The organism is Saccharothrix sp. ST-888 (assembly GCF_000955975.1).
GTDB lineage: Bacteria > Actinomycetota > Actinomycetes > Streptomycetales > Streptomycetaceae > Kitasatospora.
Genome location: NZ_JYJF01000018.1, coordinates 39786 through 54214, shown reverse-complemented (window position 1 = coordinate 54214; position 14429 = coordinate 39786). Strand labels below are relative to the sequence as shown.

Annotated in this window: 9 protein-coding genes; 3 read left to right on the top strand and 6 right to left on the bottom strand. The window is 72.2% G+C overall.

The genetic code is table 11. The features are described from left to right. Positions 1-5 precede the first annotated feature (5 nt). Entirely contained in the window at positions 6-3878 is a 3873-nt protein-coding gene (locus UK12_RS41090) for a SpoIIE family protein phosphatase (protein WP_231591117.1), read from the top strand. Positions 3879-4313: 435 nt separating this feature from the next. Further along, positions 4314-5261, top strand: coding sequence for an agmatinase (gene speB / locus UK12_RS09525; RefSeq protein WP_045301741.1), 948 nt, complete (start codon positions 4314-4316; stop codon positions 5259-5261). A 156-nt stretch (positions 5262-5417) separates the two neighbouring features. Here the strand turns inward: speB and UK12_RS09520 are convergent, their stop codons facing one another. After that, a complete protein-coding gene (locus tag UK12_RS09520; RefSeq protein WP_197084703.1) occupies positions 5418-6059 on the bottom strand; it encodes a TetR/AcrR family transcriptional regulator in 642 nt (213 codons plus the stop codon). Positions 6060-6235: 176 nt separating this feature from the next. Between UK12_RS09520 and UK12_RS09515 the strand changes: the two genes are divergently transcribed. Next, on the top strand, positions 6236-8542 hold the full coding sequence (locus tag UK12_RS09515; protein ID WP_063838227.1) for an MMPL family transporter: 2307 nt from the start codon (positions 6236-6238) through the stop codon (positions 8540-8542). 61 nt (positions 8543-8603) lie between these two features. Here UK12_RS09515 and UK12_RS09510 read toward each other — a convergent pair whose 3' ends face one another. Genes UK12_RS09510 through UK12_RS09490 form a run of 5 tightly spaced genes read right to left on the bottom strand, consistent with a single transcriptional unit; the run spans position 8604 to position 14418 of the window. Beyond that, positions 8604-9371, bottom strand: coding sequence for a 3-oxoacyl-ACP reductase (locus UK12_RS09510; RefSeq protein ID WP_045301740.1), 768 nt, complete (start codon positions 9369-9371; stop codon positions 8604-8606). A 55-nt stretch (positions 9372-9426) separates the two neighbouring features. Then, positions 9427-10800 carry an aldehyde dehydrogenase family protein gene (locus UK12_RS09505; protein WP_045301739.1) on the bottom strand — a complete coding sequence of 458 codons (1374 nt, stop codon included), beginning with the start codon at positions 10798-10800 and terminating at the stop codon, positions 9427-9429. Then, positions 10797-11513, bottom strand: coding sequence for a gamma-glutamyl-gamma-aminobutyrate hydrolase family protein (locus UK12_RS09500; protein ID WP_231591114.1), 717 nt, complete (start codon positions 11511-11513; stop codon positions 10797-10799). Before UK12_RS09500 ends, UK12_RS09505 begins: the two co-directional genes overlap by 4 nt. Continuing rightward, a complete protein-coding gene (locus UK12_RS09495) occupies positions 11510-12868 on the bottom strand; it encodes a glutamine synthetase family protein (protein WP_045301737.1) in 1359 nt (452 codons plus the stop codon). The genes UK12_RS09500 and UK12_RS09495 overlap by 4 nt, the downstream gene beginning before the upstream one ends. Beyond that, the gene (locus UK12_RS09490; RefSeq protein ID WP_082119461.1) at positions 12865-14418 is read right to left on the bottom strand and encodes an amino acid permease; all 1554 of its coding nucleotides are present in this window, start codon (positions 14416-14418) and stop codon (positions 12865-12867) included. The genes UK12_RS09495 and UK12_RS09490 overlap by 4 nt, the downstream gene beginning before the upstream one ends. Between the last annotated feature and the right edge of the window lie 11 nt (positions 14419-14429).

Sequence of the window (14429 nt, the reverse complement as noted above, 5' to 3'; positions counted from 1 at the left end):
TGGCCATGCATGCCGAGGAGCAGGGACCTGGTGCGGCACCCCACCGCAGGAGCACGGGTGGGGCGCAGGAGCACGACGACCTGGTGGTGATCCCGATCGCGACCGCGCTGGTCGCCGACGACGGCCGGATCCTGCACTGGAGCCCGGACGCGGAGGCCCTGCTCGGCTACTCCGCCGAGGAGGCGATCGGCCGTTTCGCCGCCGACCTGCTGGTCACCGACGAGCGGCGGCCCGAGGTGCTGGGCATGTTCGAGAGCATCCTGAACGGGCAGCCGTGGTCGGGCACGTTCCCGGTGCGGCACCGCTCGGGCCACCTGGTGGACGTGCAGTTCCGGACCACTCCGGTCACGGGCCCCAAGGGCGAGCAGCTGGTGCTCACGGTGGCCTCGGACGTGACCGCGCTGAAACGGCTGCAGGCCGATCTCGCGGTGCTGGACGGCTTCTTCACGCAGGCCCCGGTGGGGATGGCGGTCTACGACCGGGAGCTGCGCTTTGTCCGGCTCAACGAGGCGCTGGCGCGGGTGAACGGACTGTCGGTGGCCGAGCATCTGGGCCGCCGGGTGGCCGAGGTGCTGCCGGGGATCAACGGCGCCGAGGTCGAGGCGGTGATGCGGCAGGTGATTGCGGACGGCGCTCCGGTGGTCGATGCCCGGTCGCACGGCCGTACGCCGGGTGACCCGGACCACGACCATGCCTGGTCGGCCTCCTACTTCCGGCTTCAGCGACCGGACGGCGAGGTGCTCGGGGTCAGCTCCACCATCGTCGACGTGACCGCGCGCTACCGGGCCGAGTCGCGGGCCGTGCGGGCCCAGGAGCGGCTCTCGGCGTTGGTCGCGGCAGGTGAGTCGATCGGCACCACACTCGATCTGCGGCGCACCGCACGCGAGTTGGTCGACGCGATGGTGCCCAGGGTGGCGGACGTCGCCGGGGTGTTCGCACTGGAGCGGCTGGTCTCCGGCCCGGACGGACCGGAGCACGAGACGTGGGACGACGAGAGGCGGGACAAGGGCCGGTACGAGGAGCAGCGGGACAGCGCGGAGCGGGACAGCGAGAGGCGGGACAGCGAGGAGCGGGACAGCAAGGAGCGGGACAGCGAGGAGCGGGAGAGCGGACGGCCCGAGGGCGAGGAGGGCATCCAGCAGGTGCGTCGGCTGGCGGTGGGGACGACGGACCCGGAGTACCCCCTGAAGCACCTGCCCATCGAGGCGGTGTACCGGATACCGCGGGACTCGCCGTACGCGCGGGCGATGGCCTCGGGCCGGACGGTGGTCGTGCCGTCCTGGGAACTGCCCCTCCTCTCCGCCGACATGCCGCCCGAGCAGGAGAAGGCCTATCGCGGCGAGCGGTCGCTGCCGGTGCGGATCACCCCGCTGGTCGCCCGGGGCACCGTGCTGGGCATGGTGGTGTACGCCCGGCGCGGCAAGCGGGCGTCCCACGACGACGAGGACACCCGGCTGGGCGACGAGCTGGTGGCCCGGGCGGCGGTGGCGATCGACAACGCCCGCCTCTACCAGCAGCAGCACGAGACGGCACTGGCCAGGGCGGAGGCGCTTCGGAGCGCGAAGGCGGCCCAGGCGCGGCTGGCGCTGGTGAACCGGGCCTCGGCCCGGATCGGTACCACGCTCGATCTGGGCCAGACCGCACGGGAGTTGGCCGAGGTCGCGGCGCCCGAACTGGCGGACACGGTGGTGGTGGAGGTCCTGGACGCGCTGGTGCGCGGCGAGGAGCCGATGACGCCGAGCCCGGCGGACCGGTCGGCGGTGCTGCGCCGGATGGCCTTCAACGCCGCACCCGGTTCGCGGTTGCGGCCGCTCGCGCCGATCGGCAGTGTGCACCGGTTCAACCCTTCCACGCCGTACGCCTGGGCGCTGTCGCACCGCCGCCCCGTACTGATCCCGGTCCTGGAGGGCGCCGCGCTGCGCTGGTTCGCCGAGGACCCGCGGCGGCTGACCGCCAGCGCGCGGGAGGAGGTCGGCTCGTGCATGGTGGTGCCGCTGATCGCCCGCGGTTCGGCGATCGGGGTGACGGCCTTCTACCGGCAGCGGAGCGAAACGCCGTTCAGCGAGGAGGATCTGTCGCTGGCCGGAGAGCTGGCGGCCCGGGCGGCGGTCTCCATCGACAACGCCCTGCTGTACAACCGGGAACGCGACGCGGCCCGGCAGCGCCAGCTGGCGCTGGACGAGACCCATGCCGCGCAGCAGCGCCTCGCCCTGCTCAACGAGGCCAGCACCCGGATCGGGGCCACCCTGGACGTCCACCGCACGGCGCGTGAGCTGGTCGAGGTGGTGGTGCCGCGTTTCGCCGACTTCACCACGGTCGACCTGCTGGAGTCGGTGCTGGAGGGCGAGGAGCTCACCGAGCTGCCGATGGACGGTCCGGTGATGATGCGCGCGGTCGCCGTCGGCGAGGCGGACGAGCACGGCAACCTGACGGAGGACGGCCGGATGGTGAGCTCCTCGGATCCGGTCGGCGGCCTCTCGCAGTCCGCCGAGGTGTACGCGCAGAGTCTGCGGACCGGGCGGTCGATCCTGGTGGCGGAGGTGGACGAGAAGGCGCTGCGCCGGATCGTGGCCGCGCCGGAGCGGGTGGTGCCGAGCCTGACGGCGGGCGTGCACTCGTACCTGATGGTGCCGCTGCTGGCCCGGGGTGTGGTGCTGGGCGGGGCGGAGTTCGTCCGGACGGCCAATCCGGAGCCGTTCACCATGGCGGACGTGGCGCTCGCGGAGGAGCTGGCGGCGCGCGCGGCGGTGTGCATCGACAACGCCCGGCTGTACCGGCGCGAGCGGGACACCGCGCTGACGCTCCAGCGCAGTCTGCTGCCGCAGGAGGTGCACCGCTCGCTCGGTCTGGAGATCGCGTACCGCTATCTGCCGAGCAGTGTGATCAGTGAGGTGGGCGGCGACTGGTTCGACGTGGTGCCGCTGTCCGGCGGGCGGGTCGCGCTGATCGTCGGCGACGTGATGGGACACGGCATCCGGGCCGCCGCGACGATGGGCCAACTCCGCACGGTGGCAAGGACACTGATCACGATCGACCTGGATCCCGCCCGGGTGCTGCGGCGGCTGGACGACGCTGCGGCGGCAGTCGGCGAGGGGCAGTTCGCGACCTGTGTCTGCGTGGTCTTCGACCCGCTCGACCGGAGCTGCACCGCCGCCAGCGCCGGGCACCTGCCGCCCGTGCTGGCCGAGGCGCCGGGTTCGGCGCGCCTGCTGGAGCTGCCGCCGGCCGCACCGCTGGGGGTCGGCGGGGTGCCGTTCGAGTCCGTGCACTTCACCCTGCCCGAGGACGGCATCCTGGTGCTCTACACCGACGGCCTGGTGGAGCGCCGGGACCAGGATCTGGACGAGGGCGTGGAGCTGCTGCGCCGTACGGTGGCCGACCGTCGGCCCACGCTGGAGCAGACCTGCGACGCCGTGCTCACCGCACTGACCTCGGACACCGTCCAGGGCGACGACATCGCCGTGATCATGGCCCACTCCCGTCCGCTGAGCTCGGACCAGCTGGCCGTACTGCCGCTGGCCGGCGACCCGTCGATGGCCGGCCACGCGCGGCGGTTCGTCCGCCGCACGCTCAGGTCCTGGGGTCTCACCGGGCTGATCGACCACGCCGAGCTGCTGACCAGCGAGCTGATCACCAATGCGCTGGTGCATGCCGGGGCGCCGACCGAGGTGCGGATCTTCCGCAATGCGGACCTGACGGTGGAGGTGGCCGACATCGACAGTCACGCGCCGAGGATCCGCCGGGCCCGGGCCTCCGACGAGGGCGGCCGCGGCATGCACCTGATCAACGAGATCGCCCACCGCTGGGGCAGCCGGAGCACCACCCAGGGCAAGGTCGTCTGGTTCGAGCTGGAGATCCCGCCGGGGAGCACGCACTGAGCCCTCTGGGCGCGGGGAGCTTCTTCCGGAGCGCGGGCGATCCGTTGCCGACGGTGTTGCGGTGGGCGCCGAGCGCGGAGGCCGTGTGCTCCCGACTGGCGTGCGGGGAGAGCCAGGTGCGCAGGGTCTCGGGCACGGCCGGACGACCGTCCAGCGGGAGCCCGGTGAGCGGCGGCGGCGGCCGGCGGGCGGTGTTGCCGCCGACGGCACCGAACGGCAACCTGGTCTGGCGGCGCGGCACCTCGGCCGGTGTGCTCGCCTCGATCGGCCTCGGCGGCGTGAACGTGGTCGTGCCGAGGTCGGTCAAGGGCGTGCCGGCCGACGAACCGATCCACTACGGGCTGCCTGCGAGCCCGGCCGCGTACCTCGCCGCCGGTCCCGCCACCGATCCGACCGACGCCGCCGTCCGAACTCCCCCTCGCAGAAAGGCCGGCCATGACCACCCCCCGTGGACCCGTCGACTCCTCCCGCGTCCCGCGCTACGCCGGACCGGCCACCTTCGCCCGGCTGCCGCGCCTGGACGAGGTGCCGCGCGCCGACATCGCCGTGGTCGGCATCCCGTTCGACTCCGGGGTCTCCTACCGGCCCGGCGCCCGGTTCGGCGGCAACGCCGTGCGCGAGGCGAGCCGCCTGCTGCGGCCGTACAACCCGGCACAGGACGCCGCACCGTTCGCGCTCGCCCAGGTGGCGGACGCGGGTGACATCGCGGTCAATCCCTTCGACATCAACGAGGCGGTGGCGGGCATCGAGGCCGCCGCGGACGAACTCCTCGCCACCGGCGCGAAGTTGCTCACCCTCGGCGGCGACCACACCGTCGCGCTGCCGCTGCTGCGCTCGGTCGCCAAGCTCCACGGCCCGGTCGCACTGCTGCACTTCGATGCCCATCTGGACACCTGGGACACCTACTTCGGCGCCCAGTACACCCACGGCACCCCGTTCCGGCGCGCCGTCGAGGAGGGCATCCTGGACACCTCCGCGCTCTCCCACGTCGGTACCAGGGGCCCGCTGTACGGCAGGCAGGACCTCACCGAGGACGAGAAGCTCGGATTCGGTGTCGTCACCTCCGCCGACGTGATGCGGCGCGGCGTGGACGAGATCGCCCAGCAGCTGCGCGAGCGGGTCGGCGACCGGCCGCTGTACGTCTCCGTCGACATCGACGTCCTCGACCCGGCCCACGCGCCCGGCACCGGCACCCCCGAGGCCGGCGGCCTCACCTCGCGCGAACTCCTGGAGATCCTGCGGGGCTTGGCCGGCTGCCGACTGGTCGGTGCCGACGTGGTGGAGGTCGCCCCCGTGTACGACCACGCCGAGATCACCGCCGTCGCCGCCTCGCACACCGCCTACGAGTTGACCACCCTGATGGCCCGGCAGGTGGCCGGATGACCCGCGCACGCGACGGCGGCGGCCTGGCCGTCGAGACCCTCGCCACGCCCGGCGCCGAGCGCGTCCGCCTCGCCGAGCCCTTCGGCGTCCCGGTCCGACTCCCCTGGTATCACTGAGAACCGTCGGCTCCTCTGCCCACGTTGAGGTGCGGCAGGGTCACGGTCCGTCCGCCGCCGTCCCGGGCAGGTCGGCGGCGGCGAGCAGGGCGTGAACGGTCGCCTCCATGGTGCGGCGGGCCGCCTCGACGTCGAGGCCGCTGCTGCGCCAGTGGTACCAGGTGCTCCAGGTGGTCACGGCGTCCAGTCCGTTGAGCAGGTCGGTCCTGCGGCTCTCGGGCAGCGGGTCGAGTTCGACGGCGAAGACCTCGGCGAGTCGCTGCCGGGCGAAGTCCATGACCTGCCGGATGACCTGCTGGATGCGCTCGGACGGATTCTCCAGGCGCATGACCGCCAGGCGCGCCGGAGTGAGCCACTCCAGGATCCGCGCACGCTGTTCCGCGAGTGCCGCCACCCGCACCTCTCGTCGGCCGTCCGTCGGCAACGGCCTGATCTGGGCGCCCAGTTGGTCCAGCCGCCGGGTGATGGCGATGTCCACCAGCTGAGCCATGTCCTCGAAGTGGTGGAACACCAGGCGGCGTGACACCCCGGCGCGTTCGGCGACCCGGTCCGCCACGAAACGCGACTCCCCCTCGTCCAGCAGGGAGAGCAGCGCGTCGGCGATCTTCTCCCGGGTCTGCCGCCCGCGTTCCGTACGACCGTCCGGAGCGCGCCGGTCCGTCTCCTGCGCGGCCTGTTCCACCTCGGGGCCTCCTCCCTCTCGTTGACATTGTTGCACTCCGGATGCAACTGTACGGCTGCACTCGGAGTGCAATTAGTTTTCGGGCAGGGCGCGCCGCGACCGCTGCCGTACGGAAGGGCGACTCGCCGATGTTCAGCACCGTGGGGCGATGGTGTGCCCGCAGACCCAGGAGAACCGTGGCCGCCTGGCTGCTGCTGCTCGCCGCCGCTGCCGTGGCCGTGGGCGTGTTCGGACGGGTCACCACCGACGCGGTCACCATCCCGGGCAGCGACAGCCAGGCCGCGAGCGACGCCGCCAGGGCCTTCCCCGGCTCCGCCTCGGGCAGGCAGCCCGTCGTGCTGCACACCGCAGCGGACGCGCCGCAGCTCACCTCCGCCGACGCGACCAAGGCGGTCGAGGCCGCCGCGCGCGCCATCGCGGAGGTGGCCCACGTGGTGGCCGTCACCACGCCGTACGACCCGGCCGGCCGGGCGGCCATGAGCCCCGACGGCCACACCGCCTACCTGTCCGTCGAACTCGACGTCACCGGGCGGGACATCACGCCGGGGATCACCCGGAACATCGTGGCGGCGGCCCGCCCGGCAGCCACCGCCGGCATCGAGGTCACCCCCGGGGGCTACCTGGCCGCCGCCGTCGACAAGGGCTCCACCGGCCACAGCGAAGCCATCGGCCTCACGACCGCGTTCGTCATCCTCGCCGTCTCCTTCGGCAGCCTGCTCGCGGCCGGCGTCCCGCTGCTCGCCGGAGCGGTCGGGCTCGGCATCTCGCTGCCCGCCCTCGGCCTGGTGGGCCACCTGGTCGACATGCCGGACTCCGGCGAGACCATCGCGGCCATGGTCGGACTGGGCGTGGGGATCGACTACGGCCTCTTCTGCCTCACCCGGTTCCGCGAACTGCGCGCGGCCGGCGTCGGCATCGAGGACGCGGCCGTGCGCACCATGGCCGGCTCCGGCAAGGCCGTGGCCTTCGCCGGCAGCGCGGTCGTCGCCGCGCTCACCGGCCTCGCCCTCGGCGGTCTCCCCCTGCTGTACGCGCTGGCCCTGGCTCCGGGCATGGCCGTCCTGACCGCCATGGCGGTCACCCTCACCCTGCTCCCCGCCGGACTCGTCCTGCTCGGCCGCAGGCTGACCCCGAAGACGGCGGCCGGCGCACAGGCGGGCGGGGAACCCGCCGGCCGCGTCGCCACCGCGACCCCGGCGGGCGGGGTCGGACCGGACGGCGAGCCGGCCGGGACCGCGACCGCAGGGCTCGGCTCCCGGAACCGCCCGCGCGGCTGGGCCCGCATCGCGGAGCAGGTCGCCGCGCGGCCCTGGCGCTCCCTCCTGGCGGCCCTCGCGCTGGTCGCCGTACTCGCCGCCCCCGCGACCGACCTGACGTTCGGCCAGCTCGACGCCGGAGACAACGCCGTCGGCACGGCGAGCCGCACCGCCTACGACCGGCTGTCAGCGGCCTTCGGCCCCGGGGTCAACGGGACACTCCAGGTCGTCGACACACTGCCCTCCCCGGCGTCCGGCTCCGCCGACACCCGGATCGCCGCCGTCGGCAAGGCGCTCCGCAGCACCCCGGGCGTCGCCGCGGTCGGCCAGGCGCAGCTCAGCTCGGACGGCACGCACGTCCGCTGGCAGGTCACCCCCGCCACCGCTCCCTCGGACCCGGCAACCGCCGCACTCGTGCACCGGCTGCGCGACACCACCCTGCCCCGCGCCACCGCCGGGACCGGTCAGAGCGCCCATGTGGGCGGCACCCCGGCCGGCCAGGCCGACCTCAACCAGCGGCTCGCCCACCGCTTGCCCCTGATCGTCGGCTTCGTCCTCGCCGTCGCAGCGCTGCTCCTGCTGCTGGCCTTCCGCTCGCCGGTCGTCGCGGTGAAGGCCGCCCTGATGAACCTGCTGTCCGTCGCGGCCGCCTACGGCATCCTCACCGCGGTCTTCCAGTGGGGCTGGGGCGCGGCCCTGATCGGCCTGGACGGCGCCGTCCCGATTCCCGGCTACGTCCCGCTGCTGATGTTCGCCGTGCTGTTCGGCCTCTCCATGGACTACGAGGTGTTCCTGCTGACCGCCGTCCGCGGGGCGTACCTGCGCGGCGGGGACAACCGCCGTGCCGTCGTCGACGGCCTGGCCGGTACCGGACGGATCATCACCTCCGCCGCTCTGATCATGGTCAGCGTCTTCCTGAGCTACCTGCTGTCGGACGACCCTGTGGTGAAGATGTTCGGCATCGGCCTGGCCGCTGCCGTCGCACTCGACGCCACGGTCGTCCGGGGCGTCCTGGTGCCCGCCGGCATGATCCTGCTCGGGGACCGCAACTGGTGGCTGCCCGGCCTGCTCGACCGTCTGCTGCCCCACGTGGACATCGAGGGCGACGGCCACCCCGACGCCTCCCCGACCGGCTCCTCGGACCCGGCCGGCTCGGAGGACCCGGCCGAGTCCGAGGAGCGCGAGCTACGCGGGCCGCTGCCCGCCGACCACAGCGCCGGGGCCTGACTGCCCGGTCGGTGAGGACGGTTGGGGACCGTCCTCACCGACCCCGGGCCGCGGCCGTCCGCTACTGCGGGGTCACGTACGCGCCCGAGATGCCGCCGTCCACCAGGAAGGTGTTCGCCGTCATGAAGGACGAGTCGTCGCTGGCCAGGAAGGCGACGGCGGCGGCGATCTCCTCGGGCTCGGCGAACCGGCCGAGGGGGATGTGGACCAGTCGGCGGGCGGCGCGCTCGGGGTCCTTGGCGAAGAGCTCCTGGAGCAGCGGCGTGTTGACGGGCCCGGGGCAGAGGGCGTTGATCCGGACGCCCTCACGCGCGAACTGGACGCCCAGCTCCCGTGACATCGACAGCACTCCGCCCTTGGAGGCGCTGTAGGAGATCTGCGAGGTCGCCGCGCCCATCACCGCCACGAAGGACGCGGTGTTGATGATCGACCCCTTGCCCTGCCGCTGCATGTGCGGGATCGCGTACTTGCAGCACAGGTACACGCTGGTCAGGTTGACCTCCTGGACGCGCTTCCACGCGTCGAGACCGGTGGTGAGGATCGAGTCGTCGTCCGGCGGCGAGATGCCCGCGTTGTTGAAGGCGATGTCCAGGCTGCCGAACTCGCGCACGGCGGTCTCGTACATCTCCCGGACGGCGTCCTCGTCGGTGACGTCCGCCTGGATGAACAGGCCGTCCACCTCGGCGGCGGCCTTCTTCCCGCTGTCCTCGTTCATGTCGACGCAGACCACCTTGGCGCCCTCGGAGGCGAACCGCTTCGCGGTGGCCAGTCCGATGCCGCTTCCCGCGCCGGTGATGACGGCCACTCGGCCGGTCAGTCGCTGGGTCATGCTGCTCACTCCTCGGTTCAGTGATCGGTGCAGTTAATCGGTTCAGTGAACCGGTTCAGTCGTCGGTCGAGATGAAGACGTTCTTGGTCTCGGTGAAGGCGAGTACCGCGTCGGGGCCGAGCTCGCGCCCGAGGCCCGACTGCTTGAAGCCGCCGAACGGGGTCGAATACCGCACCGAGGAGTGGGAGTTGACGGAGAGGTTGCCCGCCTCCACGCCGCGGGCCACGCGCAGTGCCCGGCCGACGTCCCGGGTCCAGATGGAGCCGGAGAGCCCGTACTCGGTCCGGTTGGCGATCCGCAGCGCGTCCTCCTCGTCGCGGAACGGCACCACCGCGACGACCGGCCCGAAGATCTCCTCGGTGAACGCGGGCGAGCCCTGGTCCACCGGTGCGAGCACGGTCGGCGGGAACCAGAAGCCCCGGCCCTCAGGCGTCAGCCCCTGCACCGCGACCGGCGCGCCGGCCGGGACGTAGGAGGCGACCCGGTCGCGCTGCGCGGCCGAGATCAGCGGGCCCATCTCGGTCTTCTCGTCGCGCGGGTCGCCGACCCGGACGCCGAGGACGGCCGGTTCGAGCAGTGCCATGAAGTCGTCGAACACAGACTCCTGGACCAGGATGCGCGAGCGGGCGCAGCAGTCCTGCCCGGCGTTGTCGAAGACCGCGTACGGCGCGGTGGCGGCGGCCTTCGCCAGATCAGCGTCGGCGAACACGATGTTGGCGCTCTTGCCGCCCAGCTCCAGGGTGACCGGCTTGACCTGCTCGGCGCAGCCGGCGGCCACCGCCCTGCCGACCCGGCTCGATCCGGTGAAGACCACCTTGCGGACGTCCGGGTGGGTGACGAAGCGCTGGCCGACCACCGGTCCGCGCCCGGGCAGGACCTGGAACACGCCTTCGGGGAGGCCGGCGGTCCTGGCCAGGTCGGCGAGCCGCAGTGCGGTCAGCGGGGTGAGTTCGGCGGGCTTGAGGACCACCGTGTTGCCTGCGGCCAGGGCGGGTGCGAAGCCCCAGGCGGCAATGGGCATCGGGAAGTTCCACGGGACGATGACGCCGACGACGCCGAGCGGTTCCTGGAAGGTGACGTCGATGCCGCCGGCGACCGGGATCTGGCGCCCGAAGAGCCGTTCGGGGGTGGCGGCGTAGTACTCGATGACGTCGCGGGCGTTGCCGGCCTCCCAGCGGGCGTTGCCCACCGTGTGCCCGGCGTTGGCGATTTCGAGCTGCGCCAGGTTCTCCAGGTCGGCGTCGACGGCGGCGGCGAAGGCGCGCAGCAGCCGGGCGCGGTCGGCGGGGCCGACCCGCCGCCAGGTGTCGAAGGCGGCCTTGGCCCGGGCGATCGCCGCGTCGGTCTCGGCGATCCCCGCCATGGCGACGGTCTCGATCACTTCTTCGGTGGCCGGGTCGACCACCTGGAAGAGGTCGGGTTCGGTCATGCGGAGGTCTCCTTGCGGCTGCTGGTCCGGACGAATGCTTCGAAGAGTCGGGGGTCGGCCGGGTCGGCCTCGGGGTGCCACTGCACGCCGAGGACGAAGCGGCGGTCGGGCCGCTCCAGGGCCTCGACGCTGCGGTCCGTGCTCCAGGCGGTGGCTTCGAGCCCGGCGCCGACGCGTCCGACGGCCTGGTGGTGGTAGCAGGGCACCTTGGCGGTGCTGCCGAGGATCCGTCCGAGCCGGCTGTCGGCCCGGACGGTCACCGCCTGCTGCCGGTAGGTCGCGGGGGCGATCCGGTGTCCGTCGTCGCCGGTCCGGTCGGGCAGGTGCTGGATCAGGTCGCCGCCGTGGGCGACGTTGAGCAGTTGCAGGCCCCGGCAGACGCCGAGGACCGGCAGGTCGCGTTCCAGTGCCGCGGCGAGCAGTGCCGACTCCCAGGTGTCGCGCAGTTCGTGCGGCGGGTCGGTCCTCGGGTGCGGTTCGGCTCCGTAGCGGGCGGGTCCGATGTCCGGTCCGCCGGCGAGCAGCAGTCCGTCGAGCCGGTCCACCAGGTCGGCGGCGCCGTCGGGTTGGGGCGGGAGCAGGACGGCCGTGCCGCCGGCCCGGGTGACGGCGTCCACGTACGGCTGCGGGATCAGCGCGGCGGGCTGGCGCCAGACGCCCCAGGCGGCCTCGCTGAGGTAGCTGGTGATCCCCACCAGCGGTCGGCCGGTCACAGCCGCTCGAATCCGCGGCGCCGCTCCCAGTCGGTCACCGCCGCGTCGAAGGCGGCCAGTTCGACCCGGCCGGCATGGCTGTAGTGGCGGACGACGTCCTTGCCGAAGGCGAGGCCGGCCGCTTCGCTCTGCTCGAAGGCGGCCACGGCGTCGCGCAGGGTGGCGGGGACGCGCGGGGCGTCGGAGGCGTACGCGTTGCCGGCGAACTCCGGTTCCAGCTCCAGCTGCTGCTCGATGCCGTGCAGTCCGGCGGCGATCAGCGCGGCCACCGCGAGGTAGGGGTTGACGTCGCCGCCGGGCACCCGGTTCTCGAAGCGCAGCGAGGAGCCGTGGCCGACCACCCGCAGGGCGCAGCTGCGGTTGTCGCGTCCCCAGGCGATCGCGGTGGGGGCGAAACTGCCCGCCACGTACCGCTTGTAGGAGTTGACGGTGGGCGCGAGCAGCAGGGCGAACTCGGCCAGGCAGGCGAGCTGGCCGGCCAGGAAGTGCTCCATCACCTTGGAGAAGCCGTGCGGCCCGTCACCGGGCATCACCGGTACGCCGTCCTCGTCGCGCAGGCTGAGGTGGATGTGGCAGGAGTTGCCCTCGCGTTCGTTGAACTTGGCCATGAAGGTGAGGCTGTACTCCTCCTGCCCGGCGATCTCCTTGGCGCCGGTCTTGTAGACGGCGTGGTCGTCGCACGTGGTCAGCGCGTCCCCGTACTTGAAGGCGATCTCGTGCTGGCCGAGGTTGCACTCGCCCTTGGCCGACTCGACGGTGAGTCCGGCCCCGGCCATCTCGTTGCGCAGGCGGCGCAGCAGCGGTTCGATCTTCGCGGTGCCGAGGATGGAGTAGTCGACGTTGTACTGGTTGGCTGGGGTGAGCTGCCGGTAGTCCTTGTTCCACGCCTCTTCGTAGCTGTCGCGGAACACGATGAACTCCAACTCCGTTCCCACGTACGCCTTCCAGCCGTATCCGGCGAGCCGGTCGAGCTGGCGGCGCAGCACCTGCCGGGGGGAGACCGCCACCGGGGTGCCGTCGTGGTTGTCCACATCGCACTGGACCATCGCGGTGGCCGGGTGCCAGGGGACCATCCGCAGGGTGTTCAGGTCGGGTTTCAGGACGAAGTCGCCGTAGCCGCTGTCCCAGGAGGAGTTCTCGTAGCCGTCGACGGTGTTCATGTCGATGTCGACGGCGAGCAGGTAGCCGCAGCCCTCGGCGGAGTTGGGGACGACGTCGGTGAGGAAGTACTCGGCGGCGATCCGCTTGCCCTGGAGGCGGCCCTGCATGTCGGTCATGGCGAGGACGACGGTGTCCACCTCGCCGGCGGCGACGAGCGTGCGCAGTCGGTCGAGGGTGAGTCGCGTACCGCTCATCGTGGCTCCAATTCGCTTGTCCGGTCGGTGGGTTCGGTCGGTACCTGGTGGATCTTGGGGCCGGTGAACCAGTGCCGGGCCGAGACCAGCCACCAGATTCCGGCGGAGCCGAGCACGACGGCGACCGCGACGGGGGTGTAGTTGAAGCTGGTGACCGTGATCGGGCTGACGGTGGGCAGCATGAACAGCACGGAGATCAGTACCGTCCAGCCGACCGCCAGCGTACCGACGGGCTTGCTCCAGCGGCCCAGATGCCAGGGACCGCGCTCGAAGGCGTCACCCTGACGGAGTCTCAGATAGACCGGGATGACGTACGAGATGTACATCCCGATGACGGAGACGGAGGTGACGGCGGCGTATGCGGTGGCGTTCCACAGGTCCTGGGCGCCGAGCAGGAACGCGCCGCCGGCGGCGAGCCAGACGGCGTTGGTGGGTGTCTGGGTGCGCGGGTCGATCCGGTGCCAGATCCGCGATCCCGGCAGTGCGCCGTCACGTGAAAAGGCGTAGATCATACGGGAGTTGGCGGTCACCGAGGCCATCCCGCAGAAGAACTGGGCGCCGATGACGATCAGCAGGAGCAGCTTTGCGCCGCTCGCGCCGAGTGCGTCCAGGAAGATCTGCGCGGGCGGCACTCCGGTCGAGCTGTTGACCGCACCGTCGTAGTTCTGGATCGCGAACGTGATGCCGAGCAGCAGGATCCAGCCCGCGACCAGCGACACCACAACGGAGTTGACGATCCCCTTGGGGCCCGAGCGGGCCGCGTCGTGGGTCTCCTCGGTCATGTGGGCCGAGGCGTCGTAGCCGGTGAGGGTGTACTGGGCGAGCAGCAGGCCGAGCAGGGCGACGTAGAACGAGCTGTGGAAACCGGTGTTGTTGACGAAGCGGGTGAACACGAAGGAGGCGGAGGCGTGGTGGGACGGTATGGCGAGCAGCGCGCCGACGATGATCAGGACGCCGAAGACGTGCCACCAGACGCTGACGTTGTTCAGCACGGCCACCAGCCGGACGCCCCGGGTGTTGAGCAGTCCGTGCAGCAGCAGGATGACCGCGAAGATCAGGACGGTGTGGGCGGGGGTGGAGGCGTACCCCCACTGGAGTTCGAGGAAGGCGTTGGCGAAGGAGGCGGCGCCGAAGTCGACGCCCGCGGTGACGGCGACCTGCCCCATGAAGTTGCACCAGCCGGTGACCCACGACCAGGCCGGCCCACGCGAGGGGGCGAGCTTGGCGGCCCAGTAGTACAGGCCGCCGGCGGTCGGGTAGCTGGAGCAGATCTCGGCCATGGCGAGCGCGACGCACAGCGTCATCGCACCCACCACCGGCCAGCCCCACGTGATCAGCGCGGGACCGCCGGTGGTCATGCCGAACCCGTAGAGGGTCAGACAACCGGACAAAATGGACACAATCGAGAAGGAGACGGCGAAGTTGGAGAAGCCCGACATCGAGCGGGCCAACTCCTGGGTGTATCCGAGCTCTTTGAGCCGCCGCTCGTCCGCCGACAGGGAATCGTCGGCGGGCGCGGGCGGGTGTGGTGAGTGGTGGTCGGAGGACATGCGCACCCCTG

Bases quoted from the DNA above. Each gene is read 5' to 3' on its own strand.
- UK12_RS41090 (WP_231591117.1), top strand. From the start codon at position 6: ATGCATGCCGAGGAGCAGGGACCTGGTGCGGCACCCCACCGCAGGAGC.
- speB (WP_045301741.1), top strand. From the start codon at position 4,314: ATGACCACCCCCCGTGGACCCGTCGACTCCTCCCGCGTCCCGCGCTAC.
- UK12_RS09510 (WP_045301740.1), bottom strand. From the start codon at position 9,371: ATGACCCAGCGACTGACCGGCCGAGTGGCCGTCATCACCGGCGCGGGA.
- UK12_RS09505 (WP_045301739.1), bottom strand. From the start codon at position 10,800: ATGACCGAACCCGACCTCTTCCAGGTGGTCGACCCGGCCACCGAAGAA.
- UK12_RS09495 (WP_045301737.1), bottom strand. From the start codon at position 12,868: ATGAGCGGTACGCGACTCACCCTCGACCGACTGCGCACGCTCGTCGCC.
- UK12_RS09490 (WP_082119461.1), bottom strand. From the start codon at position 14,418: ATGTCCTCCGACCACCACTCACCACACCCGCCCGCGCCCGCCGACGAT.